Annotated in this window: 11 protein-coding genes and 1 riboswitch; of the genes, 5 read left to right on the top strand and 6 right to left on the bottom strand. The window is 57.5% G+C overall.

Features of this window, described 5'->3' with window-relative positions:
- Window positions 1-47: 47 nt before the first annotated feature.
- Window positions 48-248: riboswitch (cobalamin riboswitch) on the bottom strand.
- Window positions 249-1,719: 1,471 nt separating this feature from the next.
- The 3 genes from AC0ZT5_RS31765 to AC0ZT5_RS31775 form a co-directional block, all read right to left on the bottom strand.
- Window positions 1,720-2,712 carry an adenosine kinase gene (locus AC0ZT5_RS31765; RefSeq protein ID WP_488499629.1) on the bottom strand — a complete coding sequence of 331 codons (993 nt, stop codon included), beginning with the start codon at window positions 2,710-2,712 and terminating at the stop codon, window positions 1,720-1,722.
- Between the two features lie 107 nt (window positions 2,713-2,819).
- Entirely contained in the window at window positions 2,820-4,016 is a 1,197-nt protein-coding gene (gene metK / locus AC0ZT5_RS31770; protein ID WP_488499630.1) for a methionine adenosyltransferase, read from the bottom strand.
- A 44-nt stretch (window positions 4,017-4,060) separates the two neighbouring features.
- Window positions 4,061-5,404 carry a serine hydroxymethyltransferase gene (locus tag AC0ZT5_RS31775; protein WP_488499631.1) on the bottom strand — a complete coding sequence of 448 codons (1,344 nt, stop codon included), beginning with the start codon at window positions 5,402-5,404 and terminating at the stop codon, window positions 4,061-4,063.
- Between the two features lie 2,152 nt (window positions 5,405-7,556).
- Between AC0ZT5_RS31775 and AC0ZT5_RS31780 the strand changes: the two genes are divergently transcribed.
- The 3 genes from AC0ZT5_RS31780 (at window position 7,557) to AC0ZT5_RS31790 (ending at window position 16,293) form a co-directional block, all read left to right on the top strand.
- The gene (locus tag AC0ZT5_RS31780) at window positions 7,557-14,078 is read left to right on the top strand and encodes an amino acid adenylation domain-containing protein (RefSeq protein WP_488499632.1); all 6,522 of its coding nucleotides are present in this window, start codon (window positions 7,557-7,559) and stop codon (window positions 14,076-14,078) included.
- Window positions 14,053-15,435: an MATE family efflux transporter gene (locus tag AC0ZT5_RS31785; protein WP_488499633.1), complete on the top strand. Its 1,383-nt coding sequence runs from the start codon at window positions 14,053-14,055 to the stop codon at window positions 15,433-15,435. The genes AC0ZT5_RS31780 and AC0ZT5_RS31785 overlap by 26 nt, the downstream gene beginning before the upstream one ends.
- A gap of 249 nt (window positions 15,436-15,684) precedes the next feature.
- The gene (locus AC0ZT5_RS31790; RefSeq protein ID WP_488499634.1) at window positions 15,685-16,293 is read left to right on the top strand and encodes a 4'-phosphopantetheinyl transferase family protein; all 609 of its coding nucleotides are present in this window, start codon (window positions 15,685-15,687) and stop codon (window positions 16,291-16,293) included.
- Here AC0ZT5_RS31790 and fcl read toward each other — a convergent pair.
- The 3 genes from fcl to AC0ZT5_RS31805 form a co-directional block, all read right to left on the bottom strand.
- Entirely contained in the window at window positions 16,286-17,311 is a 1,026-nt protein-coding gene (gene fcl / locus AC0ZT5_RS31795) for a GDP-L-fucose synthase (protein WP_488499635.1), read from the bottom strand. The two genes, AC0ZT5_RS31790 and fcl, sit on opposite strands and share 8 nt — an antisense overlap.
- Window positions 17,311-18,381, bottom strand: a complete 1,071-nt coding sequence (gmd, locus tag AC0ZT5_RS31800) for a GDP-mannose 4,6-dehydratase (RefSeq protein ID WP_488499636.1) — start codon at window positions 18,379-18,381, stop codon at window positions 17,311-17,313. Before gmd ends, fcl begins: the two co-directional genes overlap by 1 nt.
- Before the next feature lie 215 nt (window positions 18,382-18,596).
- Window positions 18,597-19,637, bottom strand: coding sequence for a nodulation protein NodZ (locus AC0ZT5_RS31805; RefSeq protein ID WP_488499637.1), 1,041 nt, complete (start codon window positions 19,635-19,637; stop codon window positions 18,597-18,599).
- Window positions 19,638-20,098: 461 nt separating this feature from the next.
- Here AC0ZT5_RS31805 and AC0ZT5_RS31810 point away from each other — a divergent pair, with 461 nt between their 5' ends.
- Together AC0ZT5_RS31810 and nodB are read left to right on the top strand one after the other, a co-directional pair.
- Entirely contained in the window at window positions 20,099-20,683 is a 585-nt protein-coding gene (locus AC0ZT5_RS31810; RefSeq protein WP_488499638.1) for a NodA family N-acyltransferase, read from the top strand.
- 23 nt (window positions 20,684-20,706) lie between these two features.
- The gene (gene nodB, locus AC0ZT5_RS31815) at window positions 20,707-21,339 is read left to right on the top strand and encodes a chitooligosaccharide deacetylase NodB (protein ID WP_488499639.1); all 633 of its coding nucleotides are present in this window, start codon (window positions 20,707-20,709) and stop codon (window positions 21,337-21,339) included.
- The last annotated feature ends 2 nt before the right edge of the window (window positions 21,340-21,341 follow it).

Consider the following 21,341-nt stretch of genomic DNA (forward strand, 5'->3'; position numbering starts at 1 on the left):
ACCGGCACGAACGCCGGACTGCTGCGGCCACCGAGACACCCCGCCCGTGGACTTAGTTCGTCGTGGCAGGTCTCCTGGCTCGCGGGGTCATCGCTTCTCCCCGTCTTCCCGAGGCTGTTCGCCTCAGTGACATGAGTGGGGTTGGCTCACTCGCTAACAGTTGCGGGGGCAGCGCCGGCCTCGCACCGGCTTCCCTCTTAGCTCCGTGCGGCAATGCCGTACGGAGAACCACGGCACCCAGACAAACACAGCAGGGAACCGTGTGTCAATGCCGCATAAAGAAATGTTTATGTCATTATGTGAAATGTTGGTGTTTTTGCAAAGGCCGCAACGAGAGCGAGTAACTGCGAACGCGCTGATCGACTGGTAAATCAGACCACACATTGAACCGCCCGATGCCCAGTAGACATGGAGAACTCCGGTCGGCTCGCTGTTCGACCTCCCGCGGCCTGCCAAATCGGCGGCGTCGATCCGATCCCATGTGGGCGATCATCCATAGCTATCCTCACCCGAATCGAGGGGCCCGCGTCCCTGCCTTCCTGAAATCCAAAGGCCAAGACGCATGGACGTATCGGCAAGGTGACCATGTCTCTTCTCAGGTCAGATAGTTTCTGACCGCATTTGGCAGATCCGGCTCTGCACACGTTGCACTCATACACACGGGACCAGCTGCGGATATCCAGCCCGCTCAAAGCGTGAGAGCGCCAAAAGGCTAAGCTTGCTCGACGCACAAAACCAAGAGATACCGTTTCGCCTTCGAGGGTTTGCTTAAAAAGCTTTGACGCAGACCCCGCCATTTCTGGTGTGGCTGTCGTATTTCCATTGTGTGTTGCACGGTAGAGTGACTGCGTTTCGCCGCGAGCGCGGCAGAACCGCAGACGGTACGCGATAGAGCCGGAGGAAATAAGGCGGCGTAGACCGTCACGCTTTACAAACGTGACATTCTCCAGGAGGGGATCGTCATCATCTATCCGGCTGTCGGGAGGCTCGGCCGGCTGAGAGGACGAGGAAACATGCCGTTAAGAGATGAGGGGCGAGGTCGGTGCCAGGCAACTGCACTGGACGTCTCGCCAAAATGGCGGGCCGGTCGCGCAATCGATTTGCCATCACGAGATTTTCGCGGCCGTGGCGGCTTCGCGGTCTGCTGTCCGCCGGGTGAAGCGCGCAGCAAATGAGGCCGGGTGGAGAAGCCCCATGCGGCCGAAGGGAGTGCTACGATGGATAGGACCTTCGATGCCTCTGCAGGACATATCGGGGCGTCGAAAAGCGCTGCGAGGCGCTGTGCTTCCTGCCGCGCTCAACCCGACAGCTGGCTGGGCCAGTCCGAGTTGCTGCATCTCACCCCTGATGCACACCTGGAGTGTGTAGAAAGCAAAGATGTCGAGGCGGCATTGACGGCACTACGGTGATCCCCTCGAGAGCGGAGATGCGACTCCGCTTTCGGGATTCGGAGGGCTGCACTTTGTCGGGACGAGATTGAAACATCAGCAACCCAGCAGTCCTCAGAGGAGACTGTTGATCCCTCCTCTATACGCGCGGCATCAACGTTCCCGTCCAATCAAGCTACGATGAGCGTGATCGGGTCAGGGGCGCCGCCACCTGCCTGTCTTGAACGGTGCCGATATAGCCTTGATCCTGCTGCCTCGGATCCTGAGATCCCTCTTTGCCCCCGCTGTTCATTGAACAGCTCGCACCGGGTGGATCTGGTCTTGCCGCCAACTAGAGCAGCCGGGCTTGCTCCGCCTCGCGGCGCAGGTTCTGCCTCGGCCTTGGGCCGATCTGCTGGATCGCCAGTCCGGCGGCCAGTGAGCCGAGGTCGCCGCAGGTCTTGAGGTCGCGGCCTTGCGTGTAGCCATGCAGGAAGCCGGCGGCGTAGAGGTCGCCGGCGCCGGTCGTGTCGACGAGTTCCCGGATCGCCGTCGCCTGGATGACCACGGTCTCGTCGCCGCGCACGATGACCGAGCCCTTTTCCGAGCGGGTCACGGCAGCGATCTTGCAGTCCTTGCGGATTTGCGCCAGCGCCTCGTCGAAGGACGATGTCTGGTAGAGTGACTTGATCTCGTGGCTGTTGGCAAAGACGATGTCGACCGTGCCCGAGCGCATCAGCTCGAGGAACTCGTCGCGGTAGCGGTCGACGCAAAAGGAATCCGACAGCGTCATCGATACTTCGCGGCCTGCCGCGTGGGCCAGCCTGGCCGTCTGCCGGATCGCTTCCTTGGCGCGCGGCGGGTCCCACAGATAGCCCTCGAAATAGGTGACCTTGGCGCCAGATGCCTTATCGGCCTCGACATCCTCCGGTCCGAGCTCGACGCAGGCGCCGAGATAGGTGTTCATCGAGCGTTCGCCATCGGGCGTGACGAAGATCATCGAGCGTGCCGTCGGCGGCTCGCCGGTGAGCGGTTTGGTGTCGAACGCGACGCCCTGCGCATGGATGTCGTGCGCGTAGATTTCGCCCAGCGCATCATCGGAGACCTTGCCGAAGAAGGCGGCGCGGCCGCCGAAGGAGGCGACGCCGGCCGCCGTGTTGCCGGCGCTGCCGCCGGAAGCCTCGATCGCCGGGCCCATGCGGCTGTAGAGCAGTTCGGCGCGCTGGGTATCGATGAGGTTCATCGCGCCCTTGATGATGCCGTTGGTTTCGAGGAATTCCTCCTCGCACTGGGCGATGATGTCGACAATGGCATTGCCGATGCAAAGCACGTCATAATCCGGCATCAATGTCTCCGCCAAAAACCCGAGCCGGCTTCTTGCCACGCTGGCCGGGCGCGGGTCTGGCCAGTTGGAATGGACTTTTCGCTTCCCAATCGACTCGGCGCCGGCCCTCACGGGGCGGCGAGCCCTGCCTCGCGACGCAATTCGTCGGCTCTGTCAGTCCTCTCCCAGGTGAACTCAGGCTCTTCACGGCCGAAATGCCCGTATGTCGCTGTCTTGCGGTATATCGGGCGTAAGAGATCAAGCATCTTGATAATGCCCTTTGGTCTGAGGTCGAACAGCTCAAGAATGAGTTGCTCGATCCTTTTCTCCTGAATTCTCGCGGTCCCGAATGTATTGACCATGACGGAAACCGGACTGGCCACGCCGATCGCGTAAGCAATCTGCACCTCGCAGATATCCGCAAGTCCCGCAGCGACGATGTTCTTCGCGACATAACGCGCCGCATAGGCAGCCGAGCGGTCAACCTTGGACGGGTCCTTGCCCGAAAAAGCGCCGCCGCCGTGGCGCCCCATCCCGCCGTAGGAATCAACTATGATCTTGCGCCCAGTGAGGCCGCAGTCGCCGCGTGGCCCGCCGACTACGAACCGCCCCGTCGGATTGACCAGAATTCGGACGCCTTCGGTGTCCAGCTGGGGCGGTAGGACTGGCTTTATGATTTCCTCAATCACGCCCTCGCGGACCGTCTCTTGGGATACCTGCTCATCGTGTTGCGTGGACACGACGATGGTGTCCAATGCGATGGGGCGCAAGCCTTCATAGCGCACCGAAACCTGGGATTTCATGTCAGGACGCAACCAGCTGAGTTCTCCTGCCTTCCGCACATCCGCCTGTCTTTTTGTCAGGCAGTGGGCGAGTTGGATCGGCAAAGGCATCAAAGTATCGGTCTCGCGGCATGCGTAGCCGAACATGAGGCCCTGATCTCCCGCTCCCTGGTCGAGATCCTGCCCTCTGCCCTCGTCAACGCCCAGGCTGATGTCGGGCGACTGCTCGGTGATGGCCACAACGACGGAGCACCGCCGGCCGTCAAAACCGATGGCCTCATCATCATATCCGATATCGAGAATCGTATTGCGGGCAACTTGGCTGTAATCCACCCTTGCATTGCTGGTAATTTCGCCAGCGAGAACGACCGTCCCTGTCTTCACCAAGGCTTCACATGTCTTCACCAACGTTTCGCAAGCGACGCGCGCTTTCGGATCGAAGCGGAGCAACGCATCGAGGATGGAATCCGAGATGTTATCGGCCAACTTATCCGGGTGGCCGGCGCCAACCGACTCGGAAGAGAACACGAACTGCCTAGCCATGAAATGCCTCGTTTCGGGTGTTAAAGTTGTCGGGGCGCTTTGCTTCAGCTGCCTTGCCTGTCGGTGATACCCGGCACCTCGAACGCAGTGCACAGGTCGGCAACGTCCTTTCGCACGCGGGCATGGAGACCTTGGTCGTCTGGCCGCCGGAGGACGCAGTCAATGAAGCCAGCGATCTGCACCATTTCTGCGTCGCGCATACCCATGGACGTTACCGCGGGCGTCCCCAACCGAATTCCGCTTGTGAGCGCCGGATGCCGCCGGTCGCCCGGAACCATATTGAAGTTCGTAATGATGCCGGCCTTTGCCAGTCGCTCGGCATAGGCCTTTCCGGGCAATGGTCGCTCCCGAAGATCGAGGATCAGCATGTGATTGTCAGTCCCGCCCGTGACCAGGTCATAACCTCGCTCCATGAGCCCCTGGGCCAGGTACTTGGCATTCTTGACGATCTGTTGACCGTAGCTACGGAAGGACGGGTTCGCGGCTTCCTGCAAAGCGACAGCTAGCGCAGCGATGACATTCATATGAGGCCCGCCTTGCAGTTGAGGGAAGACCGCCCGATCTAGTCGCTTGGCGAGATTGACTTTGCTATCCGGATGATAGAGCGCTTGATAGCGATCTTCATTTTTTGACAGAATGAAGCCCCCGCGGGGCCCCCGTATTGACTTATGAGACGTGCTGCTGACGACGTCGCAATATGCTACGGGATTGGGATGCGCTCCTGCGGCGATCAGGCCACTGATGTGCGCGATGTCGGCCACGAGATAGGATTCCGCCTCCGACGCGATTTCGGCCATCGTGGCGTAGTCAAAGACACGCGGGTAAGCAGTTCCGCCGACCCAAATGAGTTTTGGCCGTTCCCGCTTGGCCGTCTCGCGCAAGCGATCATAGTCGATTTGCCGGGACTCTTCGTCAAGCCCATAGGGAACGCGTTTATAATCAGTTCCTGAGAAGTTGACCGCCCATCCATGAGTCAGATGACCGCCACTGGGAAGAGGCAAGCCCATCACTTTGTCTCCGGGGCTCAAAAGTGCACGATACACAGCTTGGTTCGCCGGCGAGCCGGAATAAGGTTGGACGTTAGCGTGTTCGCTGCCAAATAGCGCCTTCAGGCGTTCAATGGCGAGCTTCTCAAGCTCATCGACGATCTCGTTTCCCTCGTAATAGCGGGCACCTGGGTACCCCTCGGCGTACTTGTTCGTGAAAATCGAGCCGGTCGCTTCCAGCACAGCCGAAGAGGCAAAATTCTCCGAAGCGATCAGTTTGAGCGTCGTCCGCTCCTGTCGCTCCTGCCTCAGAAGCAGTTCGTGAACGCGGCTATCAACCTCGGCCAACCGCGAGGGCACACATCTGTCGGGTAGGGCGGTGCGGTCGTCGGAATTGTCCATCGAGGGATCGCGCTCCAACTTGATTGAACTATTTCACGATCAGGCAAGACCCTTTAGACCGCTCGCTTTGCATCGCTTCGAGTCGCTGCAGGTCTCGTTCATGACAGTCGTCGGCGTGGGGCAGGAGATCGACCAGAAACCGCACCAGCCCACTGTCCTTGCCTCGCGTTTTGAGGTGGTACGAGCGCCACGGGTGTTGTTCGTCGCTGCAGAGAAACTCGGCTCTGGAGAGTAGCCGGACATGGTGCACAATCCGCTCGCGCCGCAGACCTAGAACTTCAGCCAGTTCACCGACAGTTAGGTCCGCATGCGCGCAAAGCCACACTATTCGAAGGCGATCAAGATGCGCTGCCGTGCGAAGGCGACTGACAAGTGTCATCATTGCTAAGCATCACGTCATATAGAAAAATGTGGCACTCGTCCTTCGGACCTTGTCATTGGCGTCCTCCGCATCTTGCATGCTCCTGAAAGAGCATGTCGGTTTCGACCGTCCGACTTTAATGTCTCGGCAAGCGTACCACTCACGGCGGTTTGGAGTTGCTAAGAGTCTATGAATTTCTTTGAAAGATCTGTTGCAATGCCTCGATGCGATTTGGCGACGTGCTGATCATGCGGCGACAGGGCAACAGGTCGCCAAGTCGGCAAATGCTTAATATGAGAAATGAGGCGGGTGGCAAGCGTCACCGCCATCATTGCGATCGCAGTCTGAGCTTCCAGTCGCATTTGGTCGACCCTCACCCGCCATCTGATCGCCCGCCGCCCAGAGCTTCGCCCAAACCTTGTCGGCTTTCTACCCGAAGAGCCTCTGTGTCTTCTCAAGATTTAGGCTAGTGCAAGCGGCAGCGTGAACACCAAGAGCTGCCATTTCCTTTTAGGGTTGCCTGAAAACCCTTCAGCACAAATCTGACTATTTGGTCGACCTGTCGCATTTCAGTGTGTGTTGCACGGTAAGGCCCCGGCACTTCGCCGAATGCGGCAGGAAACGCAGGAGGCATGGCTGAAGGCCGGAGCAAGTAAGAGGGCGCAGACCGTTCACGCTATTCGAAAGAAACGGATCTCTCGAAGGGATCGTCATCATCGATACCGCGTTGGAAGGCTCGGCCGGCGGAAAGAGGACGAGGGCACTGAAGTGGCCAGAAGACAGACGGATAACCACTGACCTCGGCCCCAATCTCTATCCAGTTTTGAGTTTGTTTGCAGCGTTGGATTTGCCCTGCTGGGCGGTTTGAGCGACGGGCACCGGCGCGGAGCTGATCATCGTGCGCAGCGCTGTCTGCTGTCTGCAGGGCGAACCGCGCAGCAGATGGCAGCCCCAGGCCGAATCTGGGTGGGGCGCAGCCTGGCGGGATTTTCTCGCAGCCGGGACGCTTCGAGGTTGAAGCCTGGTCGGCAATGCGCGTAATCCGGACGCGCCATCGATGGGGCAGGGATGGAATCGACACCCCCGCTGCAGATCCGACCGCCTTAAAACCCTTCAAGAGCGCCATGTGCGGCCGAACTGGCGCTGAACTCGAGGGCTAGGATGCTGCCGGTCCAGATCCTCTATCACCACAGCAGGTGAGGAAGTCCCCGCCCGTGCTTAATGGAGCGGGCCTCGGCATCTGCCGCCGCGCCGCAGTTCTTTGACCCTGTCCGCGCATAGCACGGAACAACGTCGTAGCGGCGCACGCTTGGGGCGGTGCGATGCTCGTGATGCGTGTCCAAAACCTGACAGTAAGATGTCAGGTTCATTACACCTGCCATCTTAGACATTGTGGTTTTTCGACGCGCATCATGTGCTTCCCCCCGGCTGAGCGCGTTGGCACGGCCTTTGCTCATTGAGATGCGGGAACAATTGCGTGAGGGCTGCTTCGTCTCGCGCATAGCGTCGCGCAGCCTGTGGCAATAGCTTTGGAGAGCAACATGTCTTGCAGATAGAGCCCCGGTCGGAGGACGCGTGAGGCTGACAGAGAAGGTCCGAGTCTGATGCATCGGATCGCGCTCGACCGCGCAGGCGAAATGAACAAGCTTCGGATGGCCCCGGCTTTTCTTGAGAATTCCGACCTTGTTCGCAGTCGACCGAGGACCGCCGGCGCAACTTGGACTCCCAGAACGGGGCATACCCCAAAAATTGTAGGTTTCGAGTGTCGCGCAAGTAGCGGCGCAGAGCTGGATGCGCATGTTTAACGAAAATCCACGTGAGAAGTACAATCTGGTCGGACGTCGGTTCACCGATGTGATCGCGGCTATCGATGAAATCGGAGCATCGTTTCCGGACAGAATCGCGATTACGCATGGCGGGGCGGAACTCACCTATGGTGAGCTGCGCGCCATGTCGGCCAGCATCGCGAGCACGCTACGAGCGCGCTGCGCGGTGGGAGCGATCGTGGGCTATTGGGGTGAACGAGATCCCAATTGGGCAGCAATAGTAATCGCAATCCTGAAGGGCGGCTCGACCTACTTGCCGCTCGATCCATCTTTACCCGCCCCACGCACTTCATTCATGGTCGAGCAGAGTGGCTGCACTCTGATTATCGGGAAAGAGCGACCGGAAGCCCTGTTTCAACAAAACAGCCATGGCAATCGAGAATTCATGGCGGTGCAGACCGCGTTAACAGGGGACAGTGCCGCTTCCGTGATGCCCTCATCGGCTGAACGCGGCCTGGCTTACATCTTGTTTACGTCCGGTTCGACGGGTTGGCCAAAAGGTGTGATGGTCGAGCGCGCTGGACTAAACAACCATTTGACGGCCAAGATCGATGCGCTTGAGCTGACCGAAAAGGACTGCATCGCTCAAACTGCTTCGCATTGCTTTGACATCTCGCTGTGGCAGCTCTTGGCAGGGCTATGCGTTGGAAGCCGCGTCGCGATTATCGACGATGCCACGCTTAGATCTCCGATCGCTCTTCTCAAGGCGCTCGGGGAACAGGGCGTCACAATTGTTCAATTCGTGCCATCGGTGCTTGCCATATTTGTTGACTATCTGCAGACACTCTCGGTCGACGAGCGACCCCTCAGTGCCTTGCGCATGATCTCAACGGTCGGCGAGCCGCTGACGCCTGCCTTGGCGCGCGCTTGGTTGGCCCTATATCCCCACGTCCCAATTCTCAATCACTATGGCCCGACAGAATGTGCTGATGGGGTCACACACCATGTGGTTTCTATCCCACCGGGTACAGCTGACGCCTATGTACCGATCGGTCGGTCGATCTCCAATCTTGAAGTCTATGTCGCCGATGGATGGCGGCCGTGCAGGACGGGCGAAGTCGGCGAGATCTGTGTTAGCGGAGTCGGTGTCGCTGCTGGCTACATCAACGATAGCGCGCGTACCAAAGATGCTTTTTTTCCAAACCCGTTCTCCAGCCATCCATCCCATCGGCGCCTTTATAAAACTGGTGATCTCGGACGCTTCAGAGCTGACGGGCTGCTGGAATGTCTTGGCAGACGAGATCGCCAGGTCAAGATTCGCGGGCACCGGGTCGAGCTTGGAGAGATCGAGTCTCGGCTCTGCACCCTTCCTTCGGTCAGTGGCGCCGTCGCCATAGCACCCGTCAATAAAGGCGTGAAGCTTACAGCAAGAGACATAACCAAGGCCGACGGCGGCAACAGGCCAAGAAGGATAGTGGCCTACGTGTCGGCCTCTCCCGAAGTCGTGGAAAGTGAACTCCGAAGCTTTGTTGCCGAAATGCTTCCTGCCTACATGGTCCCGGACCGAATCATTCATGTCGATCGCATTCCAATTACCAGAAACGGGAAAGTCGACTTTGCAGCTTTGCCGAACCCCACAACTATTCGCCCTCAGCTGCCGAATTCCTTCGAGGAACCAAAGACGGAGCTCGAAACCAAGCTGCGAGATATCTGGTCCAGCGTTCTTCGCGTCAAAGGTATCGGCGTGAACGACCAATTCATGGATCTGGGCGGGGATTCGCTGCGGGCGATGCTTGTATTAGCCCGGCTGCAGAGGCAGCTGGGGGCGAAGATGGATTTCAGGCTGGTGCTAAATGGGACCGTCAGGTCGCTGGCGGCATCGCTATCAAGCCAATCGGAAACCGCGCACTACGTGCTTCCGGCGGGCCAGAAGCACGGACGGTCAACGCTGACACGGGTGCAGGAACACCTGTGGTTCCTCTGGCAGCTCGATCCGGATGCGAAGAACTACATCATTCAAGGTGGCCTGCGCATACGAGGAGCAATCGATCCCACTGCCTTCAATGAAGCTTGGATCGATGTCGTCGGGGCCCACGACGCGCTCTGGGCTCGTTTCAGCGACGACGACGGGCCGGTCCAGATTTTTGATATTACGCACCCCGCCAACTTAGAATTGGTTCACGCCGATCACCTCACGCCACAGGAGGCTGAGGCGCTAGTGGTGGAGATGCGGCAGACCGAGCTCGACGACGCCTTTGATCTCAGCCAGGGCCGTTTGTTTCGTGCGCGCATGATCCGCTTTGCCCCAGATGACCATCTAATACTGATAACCGCGCACGAAATCATCATAGATGCCTGGTCAATCTCGATCCTGCTCAGAGACCTGCGAACGAGATACTCCAATGCTGCCCCGTTTCCTCCACAGCATCGTGTGTCACTCTCGGCCTATGCGCACTGGGAAGCTGTACACGTTACACCGGAATCGCTGGTTGAGCAGCAGCGCTATTGGCGTGGGCAGATTGGCGACAACCCGCCCGCGCTTTTGCTAGCGAGCGATCGACCCCGGCCGAAGGGAAATTCCTACCGCGGGGCCTCGCATGCGGTTCCGCTTGGCGAAGAACTGTCGGATCAAGTGAGGCGTTTTGCTCATCGGTACAGGTGCACCACATCCACGATGCTGTTGGCATGCTTTAAGCTCGTGTTGCGGATGTATAGCGGTCAGGACGATGTCATTGTCGGTATACCGCACGTCGTGCGTGACCAAACAGGCACCGAGGAGATCGTTGGCTTCTTCCTCAATATGCTGCCAATCCGAACCACGATCGATGTCAGCAAGTCCTTTGTGGCTCACGTGACGCGTGTGCAAACTCTTGTCAGCGATGCAATCGCGAATTCGGCGTATCCTTTCAGTTGGATGGTGAGGGACGCCCGATTGTACCGCGAAGCTGGTCGATCTCCGATCTTCCAGGTCATGTTCAATATGTACTCCGAACCCCAGGAGCCGCCGGCCGGACGCGATTTGGATCTGACGTTTCGTGAGTATGACACAGGTTATGTAAAGTTCGACCTTACCCTATATGCGCAAGACCAGGGCGATGAGATTGCGCTGCAACTGGCATATGCAGAAGACATTTTTTCAGGTGAGCTGATCGCTCGCATGGCCGCCAACCTTCGCCAGCTTATTGCTGCCTGTGTCGATAGTCCTGCTGAGCCGATAGTCGCCCTGGACTGCCTGTGCCCCTCGGAGGTCGCCATGCTGGACGCGCTCAAGGGCCCCGAGCAGGTATATGAGAACGAGCCTTCGCTCGTGCAGGCCTTCGCTCGCGTCAGCGCAAAGAACGACCGGGTGGCGTATTTCGGCGAGTTCGGAGAAGTCACGTTCGGCCAACTGCGCGAGCGCATGGCGGCGATCCAGTCCGCTCTGCGTACCTGCGAGGTAGGGCAGGGCGACATGGTCGCCATGCTGATCGATCGGTCACCAGATGTGGCCGCTACAACTTTGGCCATCCGAGCCGTGCAGGCGACTGTCGTGCCTATATCGCCAGATTACCCGAAGGAACGGATCAGCCACATCATCAGAGATAGCCGTGCCAAGCTCCTGATCCACGCCAGCGCGGATGAAGAGATCGATTTCGGCGTCCCGTCCGTTAGCGTGTCCTCCCTGCAGGCCGGATCCTGCCCCACTCGGTCGTCGCACTGCGAGGTGGAGCGGCCTGATAAGGAGGCAGCGAGCCTGATCTACACTTCGTCCTCCACGGGTAAAGCCAAAGGCGCTCTCATACCTGAGACCGCAATACTCAATCGACTGAACTGGATGTGGCGATGCTTTCCGTTTGATGACGCCGAGGTGGCCGTCGTTCAGAAGTCGGGGGCACTTGTTGCAGCAGCATGGGAGTATTTTGGAGGTCTCCTGAGGGGGATCCCGACGCTGATCCTGACCGATGAATATTTGCTCGACCCCGACCTCTTGTTGAGCGCCTTGACGAAGCATCGCGTGACTCGATTGTTCGCCTCCCCGCCCATTCTGTCCGGTCTGATCGCTTCCCAAAAGCGACATGCGCAGGCGACCAGCTTGCGCCTGGTCACAAGCAGTGCTGAACCAATGCCGCCATCGCTTCCTTCTCGTTGGCGCGAATGTTTTCCGGATGTGCCGTTATGGAATTTTTATGGCGCAACGGAATGCGCGTCTAATGCGGCAGTCTATGCAACATCGGAGACCGACGATGGCTCTAAAGTTGTGCCGGTCGGGCGCCCAATCGACAATGTGAAAACCTATGTGCTCAATGCACAGCTTGAGCGGGTTCCCGTCGGGGTAGCAGGCGAACTTTGCGTCGCGGGACGCTGCCTAAGCACCGGGTATTGGCGCGACCGCAAACGAACGAAGCAAAGTTTCGTGGCCAATCCATACGATGACGGCCAATACGGCCTTCTTTATCGCAGTGGCGATGTCGCTCGCGTCACAGCCGAAGGTCTTCTGGAGATTTGCGGTCGATCGGACAACCAAATCAAGCTCCGTGGTTTCCGAATCGAGTTGGAGGAAATCGAAACCGCCCTTGAAGCGCATCCTGGAATTGCGAGGGCCACGGCAGTCGTTCGGGGAGCAGACGAAAATCGCCGACTGGTGGCCGTCGTGGTCCTAACCGACGACAGCCTTACCTCCCCAGATTTGGTGAATCACTTACGGAAGGAATTGCCACCTTACATGATACCATCCGAGTTCCGCATCGTGGACCACATGCCACTCACGGCGAGCGGGAAAATAGATCGTTGCCGTCTCTCATCTGTCCGGTCGCGCGAGCTTCGGGGTGTGCAATCCCCTGAGCCGAGCACGCAACGGGAGCGACTTCTCGCCGGGATCTGGCAGGAATTGTTGAGCGTCAAATCCATCGGGATCGATGACAGTTTCTTTGATATTGGCGGAAACTCTCTTCTGAGCGTGCGCTGCGTTACCTTAGCCAGTAAAGCCGGGTTGAGCTTGACCGTCGCCCAACTGTACAGAACACCGACCATTCGGGAACTGGCCAAGGAGATCGCAGCGGCCACGACGAACTCTGCCAATGAGCTCCCCGCTGGACCGATGCGAGTGACTCCTGGCGTCTCCTCTTGGAAAAGCCTTGTCGGGCTAGGCGAGCACTACAACATAGGCGACCTCTTTTTCCTGCCGGCCGGTCTTTTGAACCTATCAATCCTCGAAGGCGCCCTTGCTCATGTCATTGGTCGGCACGAAGGACTGAGACTTCGAATAGTCCAAACCGAGAGCGGCCTATCGCAGGCAATCGGGCCGATACCCAATCCCCTCGTGGAGGAAATAGATCTGGTCGGCATGACCCCGGCAGAACAGCTGACGATCATCGAAGGCGCCTGCGCAGAGCGTCAAACCAGCTTTCGGTTTGATGGCGAGACCCCTCTTGTCAGGCTTTCGGCCTTCCGGACATCAGAGCGCGACGATTACTATCTGCTTGTTTTGATGCATCACTTCGTGGTCGACGGGACCGGGTACCGACTGTTCCTTAATGCACTGGAAACGGCCTACACTACGCTAGCCGCAGGCGGGACCATTGCGGATCAAGAGACGACGTCTCTCTCTCACTGGCTGGAGCGATTGGGCCATTACGCAGATAGCGAAGCGCCAAGCGAACTCGAATATTGGGAGGGGATTCGATATGATCTGCTCGATCTGCATGTGAGCGATAACGGATCGGGCACAGCGGAATTTTTGGATGAAACTGCCAGAAGGCTCCATTATGCACGGTTGGAGGGATTGTTAAATGAAGAATATTGCAGGCCACTTTGGCAGGATCAGGCTAAATATTGCGTAACGCTCGGCGAGGAGGAGACGGCCAGACTTCTCAATGTCTCGGCGACGTCTGCACAATGCGAGGATTTTGATATAGTCCTTTCGGCCCTGTCAGGGGCATTTGGCCGCGCATTCGGGAATTACTCGCTTTGGATCGACAGCCTCACATCGACCAGAGGTGAATTGTTCGACGACATCGATCCATCTCAGATCATCGGTTTTGTCGGCGAACTGGTTCCGCTTGCCTTATATCTGACAGGGAAGGACACCCCTCAAGATCGCGCTCGTTCGATATATCGGCAGCGCAACGCGCTGCCGCGCCGGGGGATCGGTCTTCGGGCTATGAAGTTCTTGAACCGGGATCCGGCAGTGCGCAAGCGCATCGACCAATTGCCGTTGCCTAGGATCGGACTGAACTATCGAGCACGACTGCAACACCATTATCGACGGCGTCTGTTAGGCAGAGATCCGCACTCGCTTTGGATCGGCGAAAATATGAAACAATCCGCCATGAACTACCTCTTCTGGTTCAATGTCGGATACGAAGCCGGCGAGCTGCAGATTGAAGTGAGATACGAGCCAAGACAGGTTGGCTATGGAACGACCCGCAACCTGTGCACAATCTTGCACCAGGAACTGCTCCAGATAATCAACACATCTGCAGTAGCCGGTCGTTCGGCCGACTATAAGTCGGTGCGAGGTGATCAACAGGGCAATCGGAAGCATGGCAGCACCCGAAAAGCGCATTGATCTGTCGGACGAAAAACTTTCCCGCCTCATCGTCCGACTCGCCATTCCTTCAATTATTGGCTTGTCGATCAATGCGCTGCAGCAGTTCGTCAACGCGATCTTTGTAGGCACGCTTGGGGCCCAGGCTATCGCCGCCGTCAGCATGACTTTTCCGATAGTTGTCCTCCTCTTGGCAATCGGACAGGGTATCGGCGTTGGCACGGCGTCATTCGTGTCTAGTCATCTTGGCGCTGGCAAGTCGCTTGAGGCGAACCGAGGCGCGAGCTTGGCACTCGCTCTCGCGATTCCGATCGGATTGGCGGTTACTGTCGGTCTGCTCCTGAAGCTGCGCGAGCTTCTCGCTTTGCTGGGCACCAGTGCGACAATCATGCCGGCCGCACTCGAGTACGCATCGACGCTGCTGTTCGGCTACACTCTCATGCTCCTGAACGTGGTCAATGGGTTCATCGTAAGGGCCGAGGGCAATACACGATTCAGCATGTGGACCATGATCACGGCTTTCGCGCTAAACGCCGTGCTCGACCCTATCTTCATTTTTTCGCTCGGTCTGGGCGTTCGAGGAGCAGCGCTCGCGACGCTGTTGTCCCAGATCGCCGCTATCAGCCTCTACATGGCATATTTCCTGAAGAAGCGTGGGGTTGTCCGTGTGGGAACTTCTTACGTTAGCTTTAGGATGGGCCGCATCAAACAGATCGCGGCCGTTGGAGCGCCGGCAACCATCACCAGTATTTTGTCTGCCGTTGCATTCATGCTCTTCTACCACGCCGCCGCACCATTTGGTGACGCTTCGGTTGCCGCTGTGGGAATAGCCACGCGATTGTCAACGATCGGGGCACTCCCAATTATAGGCTTCTGCATGGGCTCCCAGGCGGTGCTTGGTTTCGGTTGGGGAGCACAAGATTTCGCCCGGGTTGAGAAGGCCGCCAAGTTCATGCTTTCCATAACCGTCGCATTCTCAGTCGGCTTTTCCGCCCTGGTCCTGATTTTTGCTCGACCAGTGGTTTCGCTTTTCAGCGATAACGTGGATGTAATCGATATCGCCGCCTCTGCCTGTGTTGCTTTTCACCTTTTCTTCGGCCTCTTTGGCGTTCAGTACGTTACGATCACCCTGCTTCAGTCATTGGGGAGAGTGCGGCTTAGCGCCGTCGTTTCCCTGGCCAGGCAAGGCTATCTTTTCATACCTGCCATACTGCTGTTTCCAGCTATTTGGGGCTTTGACGGGCTGCTGGCCAGCCAGGCGGTTGCCGAGTTGCTGGCGGGGCTGATTGCTCTGTTTGTAATACGCGGTCAGATCGGCGTTCTGAAGAATGCCCTCGCTGAGCTGGAGGATCGGGTCGAGGCTAAAGGGCTCACATGAAGAGCGATCATATCGGTTCTGCCTCAAATGGTGGTTGAAGAACCAGATCCAGTACAAGACCGCTCCGTGCGGGCACGCCAATGATCACTCCGTCAACAGGGCGAGGACAAAACACGGAAGTGGACCGCAGCGCGCTAAGCCGCCAAACAACGGTCATGGTCGAGAAAGCGAGGACATCTGGATACGTTGCTCCCCCCATATGTTGCTGTGCAAACCTGTCGAACAACGAATGTCGGCAGTGTGCCGGTGATGGCTGAAGAAGAGAGTGCAATCGCCACCGCGGCCGAGAGCAGAAGACGTGAATTCTCGATCGGGCGGGCCTGCGCCAGAGCGGCATTGTCCAAGCTCGGCGTTCCTCCTTGCGCAATCCCAAGGGGACCTGACCGTGAGCCGCTTTGGCCACCTGGTGTGGTTGGCAGCATAACACATTGTGCTGGATTCTATGCTGCGGCCGTCGCTCGCCATGAAGACTGCGCTGCGCTTGGAATTGATGCAGAAGTCGACGAGGAGTTGCCATCTGGCGTATTGGAGCTCGTCTCGGTTGACGAGGAACGGTATTGGCTGGCCAACGCATCCGGCCGCCTCAATTGGGGCCGATTGCTTTTCAGTGCCAAGGAAAGCATCTTCAAGGCATGGTTCCCGCTCACACGTGAATGGCTGGGCTTCGAGGACGCCGTGGTCGCTATCATGCCCGACGAAGGCAAATTTCGTGCTCGCCTCCCTCACACATTCCGGCCGGCCAGAGATCGTGCATGGGAGCTTCGCGGCCGGTTCATCATTGCCGATGGACTGATCCTCACTGCCGTCTTCGTTCCGGCGCTCCACTGTTGCGTTTTCCAGCCGCCGAACGCTAGGTGAGATACGTCCGGATTTGACGGGTGAACTCCGAAGCCGGCGGTTCTGCTGCGGGAGGTACTCTCAGCCCGCTCATCGCAGTCTGTCTGTCCGCTACATTTCTGATAAACCAGTCATAAGTTTTGGCAATTCCCACCTCGATGGATGTTTTAGGGCGCCACCCCATCCCTAGCAGTTTTTCGCTGGATATAAGCTTTCTCGGCGTTCCGTCCGGCTTGGAGACATCAAGTTCTATCTCGCCTTGAAAGCCGACGACATCGCAAACGACTCGTGCAAGCTCAAGAATAGTCATGTCGCTGCCGAAACCTACGTTAATGTGCTCTGCCTCAGAGTAATGTTTAAGCAGGAAAATCAAGGCGTCGGCACAATCTTCACAGTACAAGAACTCCCGACGGGGTGTTCCGGTTCCCCATACACACATCCGATCCAGGTTTTTGACCTTTGCATCGTGTGCCTTGCGTATCAATGCCGGCAGAACATGTCCTAAGCTAAGATCGAAGTTATCGCGAGGACCATAGAGGTTCGTCGGCATGGCCGAGATGAAGTCCACGCCATATTGTATGCGGTAGGCCTGACACAACTTGATGCCGGCGATCTTTGCGATTGCGTACCATTCGTTCGTCGGCTCAAGCGGACCAGTCAGGAGCGCGTCTTCTTTGATGGGTTGCGAGGCGTACTTCGGATAGATGCAACTCGACCCCAGAAAAACAAGCTTCTCAACGCCATTTCGAAACGAGGCGTCGATGACATTGGCCTCCATTATCAGGTTCTGGTAGATGAAATCGGCGGGCATAGTCGAGTTTGCCAGGATACCGCCAACCCTCGCCGCAGCCATTACGACGGCGTCCGGCTTTTCTTTTGACAGAAATTGCAGAACGGCCTCTTGCCGCGTTAGATCAAGGGTTTGTCTATCCGCAACAATGACGTCGCAATCTTCTGAGGCAAGCGACTGTACTATGGCGCTGCCGACCATACCTCGGTGTCCTGCAACCCAAACTCGTTTCCCGCTCAGCGAGTACATCAAATCCGACCCTCATAGTGTGACGTGCCGTTCATTAACTTCAGATCTTCCCTGGCCATTTCGCGGACAAGCTCCCTTACGCTTGTCTCATGTCTCCAGCCCAGGACCTGCTGGGCTTTGGTCGGATCGCCTAGGAGAAGATCTACCTCCGTCGGTCTGAAATAACGTGGATCCACCGCCACGATGCACTTGCCTGTGGCGGCATCAATACCTCGTTCTTCGATGCCTTCTCCCAGCCATTCAATCGTCATTCCGACTTCGTCGAATGCCCATTCCACAAACGTGCGGACAGATGTTGTCACGCCCGTGGCCAGGACATAGTCGTCAGGGCTATCTTGCTGGCACATCATCCACATGCCGCGCACATACTCGCGAGCATGACCCCAATCACGTTGAGCGTCGAGATTGCCGAGGTAAAGCACTTCCTGTTTGCCGAGGCTGATAGCTGCCGCGGCCCGCGTGATCTTGCGCGTGACAAATGTTTCACCACGAAGTGGGCTTTCGTGATTGAAAAGAATACCGTTGGATGCGTGGATGCCGTAAGCCTCTCTATAATTTACGACAGTCCAGTATGCGTAGAGTTTAGCGGCAGCGTAAGGTGAACGCGGGTAGAACGGTGTTTTTTCGTTCTGGGGGACCTGTTGAACCAACCCATATAACTCTGAAGATGACGCCTGGTAAAACCGCGTCCGATTGCTCAATCCAAGAATTCGGATAGCTTCCAGCATGCGCAATGTGCCTAGCGCATCCGCGTTTGCGGTGTATTCAGGGGTCTCGAAGCTTACCTGGACGTGGCTTTGCGCGGCAAGGTTGTAGATTTCATCCGGTTGGGCTTGCTGAATAATGCGCAGCAAATTGGTTGCATCCGTCATATCGCCATAGTGGAGAAAAAGTCTGGCCTCAGGATCGTGCGGATCCTGATAAATGTGCTCAATTCGTCCGGTGTTGAATGATGATGAACGACGCTTTATGCCGTGAACTATGTAGCCTTTGTCCAACAGCAGTTCCGCAAGGTATGCCCCATCCTGTCCCGTTATGCCCGTTATCAAAGCTATTTTTTGGTTTGCCACCTTCGAAATCTCCGATGTGTTTGCTTGGCGCGAGGCGTTTGGGTGACTGCCCGGGTTCTCCAGCGAGATTATCCCTCGTTGGCGCAGATCATCAGACGGCGCCAGCGGTACGCCATGCGCAATGGGAGTGCCGCCACACTGTCGCGCTTGGTGCGTTTTGACGTCGGCGGCCGAATATAAGGCCTATGACTTGAGCCGCATCCCGTGGAGCGCACCTAATGGCCCCATGCCGGTTCCTTGCATTCGCTGAATGGCCGCCATGACGCGTCTCGGCCGGGACCAGCGATTTGACTGTTTTCTATCAAAATCAGACGTCTTGGGTCCTTCAGATCGAACTCAATTACCCGAGGTACGAAAAGGCGCGCATATCGGCTAAAGGCGCTGGTCGGGGGAAAACGAATGACGGTGTCGCAGCGCCCGAGAAGATACATCTCAACGAGGGCGGAAATTCCGCCGTCAACGCCTTGTGCTGCAGTGTGTAAAGGGCCCGCCTGGTCGGATCGGAAACGTTTGGAGACGGTGAGAAGATCGGGAAACCTTGCCGACACCTGATCCAGGACCTGCTCGCTGTCCGTGCACAAGAACACCCGGACCGGCCTTGAGTGCGGTAACGCTTTAGCTTCATCAATCGCAGTGCACACTTGGCGAACGGCGAGCTCCGGGTCACCCCAGTAGGGGGCATGGTCCATTATGTCTTCACCGTTACCATGCCGAACATGAACTCCGATTATGCTGTGTCCCTCAAAACGCTCCTGATAGATGGCGTCTATGCGTGATTGAATTTCGGGCCGGAGCTTGACGCTCTGGAACACCTGCCGCTCGGCATCCTCATCGCAACGCCACATCAAACAAGCGTCACACACGACCGTGTTCGCTTCGACATCGTGCTCAGCCTTGAAGAGATCGCTTAATTCCTCGCGCTCTTGGAAAATCAGCTCATCTGGACGGTAAACGCAGTCGAGCGATGACCTATTCCACGACGCTGGGAAGAATGGTCCCGGGAAGGAAAAATCATTGATCCGGTCGTCACAAACAACCGATACGCCAGCGATGTCTTTGATCGGCTGGAAGAACACCGGAAAGGCATTTGTGAAGGGCTGATTGAGATAGCAGGATCCACGCCAGTCGATGGCCAGCGTTCGTCCCGACCGCCGAGCGTAGTGCCAGGCCGCTGCCAGCGACCACAGACAGTCACCGAAACCCGTACGCCTGCGAGAGACGACAAACCGGCGCTTCTTCAATCCGCTGACCTGCATTGTTCATAGTCTCGTTTCAGAGAAGAAAACGAAGTTGCATCTGGCGTCTCCGATCACAGGTCGACCGCGACCTCGGGCACCATTGTGAGTCCCCGTTGCACTGCGACGTGGAGCAGAAGAGCTCCCTCAGCACTGCCCGCCCTTATCGCGCCGCTTGCAAATGTTGACGCCGATACACTCGCTTCCGGTCAAATTTAGCGTGTTCTAATGGGCCTAGGCGGAATTTGTAAAATTGATTGTGTGTATGGGTTTTATCCATGTGGTGGATACCATCGGAAATGCCTTCGACGACGGGCTAACCCTGCATTCCCGCGACTTGCTCCAAGTCACGAGACATTCACGGTTTGGATAAAAATGATCCAAAGAATCAATTTTACCGGCCGCGTGGAGAGCTATTAGAAGATGCTGAATTAGTCAGATTGCACCGGCCCCAAGGTCGGGGCGGTGCCAGGAGCACGCATATGCAGGTCCGGTGGACACGGTGCTGGGAGAGCGAGTTAGAACTCTCCGACCACACAGAGCTTTGTGAGTTTTTCCGAGCGACCTATGGGCCAACGGGTGCCTTTAACGCAAAGCCATTTGAGAATGGTCGCAGCTGGGCCGGAGCACGGCCCGAGCTGCGTATCGTCGGCTACGACTCGCGCGGTGTGGCGGCTCACATTGGAGTATTACGCCGTTTTATCAAAGTTGGTGAGACTGACCTATTGGTGGGCGAACTAGGACTGTGGGGAGTCCGCCCAGACCTGGAAGGGCGTGGACTCGCTCATTCGATGCGGGCGTTGGTCCCTACACTTCGGCAGCTTGGCGTTCCATTTCTGTTCGGCACTGTGCGGCACGCTCTCTTCAAGCGTGTTGCTAGGCTCTGCCAAGACGGTCTGGCGACCATCCTTCCGGACGTTCGCGTCCGCTCCACCCTCGCAGATGTGTACCTCGACCTGCCCCCAACGCGGTTGGAGGAGCAACTCGTTGTTGTTTTTCCGATCGGACGTCCAATGAGCGAGTGGCCCTCCGGAACGTTCATTGACAGGAATGGTCCAGAGCTGTGAAACAACCGAATTGCAAATGCGAAATGCCGCGTCTCTCCGTCGATGGCGCCGAAGATCGTAGCGTTTACCTGACGTTCGACGATGGACCAGATCCGCTGTCCACTCCTGGGATTCTGGATCTGCTGGCGAAACACCGTGTGTCGGCGACTTTCTTCGTCATTGGTGCTTACGCGAATGACCGACCGGAACTCATCCGACGTATGGTTGCCGAGGGGCACGAGGTCGCTAACCACACGATGACTCATTTGGACCTGTCTACATGTGGTCTCGGTGAAATAGAACGCGAAATACTTGAGGCAAACAGTGCTATCCGGATGGCATGCCCCCAGGCCTCGGTGCGACACATGCGAGCGCCATTTGGAGCCTGGACAGAAGAAGTACTTGCTGCCTCGGCCAAGGCCGAAATGGCGCCCGTGCACTGGTCGGTGGATCCTCGCGACTGGTCTCGCCCCGGGGTCGATGCCATTGTCGATTCAGTCTTGGCATCGGTCCGCCCCGGCGCGATTGTCCTTCTGCACGACGGATGCCCTCCCGGCGAGTCGAAGCCGGGCACTCATGGCAGCCTACGCGATCAGACGGTCGAGGCGCTATCTCGTATAATCCCAGCGTTGCAGCTTCGCGGATTTTCAATCCGCTCGCTTGCTCAGCATCATTAACG

It is taken from the genome of Mesorhizobium sp. CNPSo 4670 (assembly GCF_057784235.1).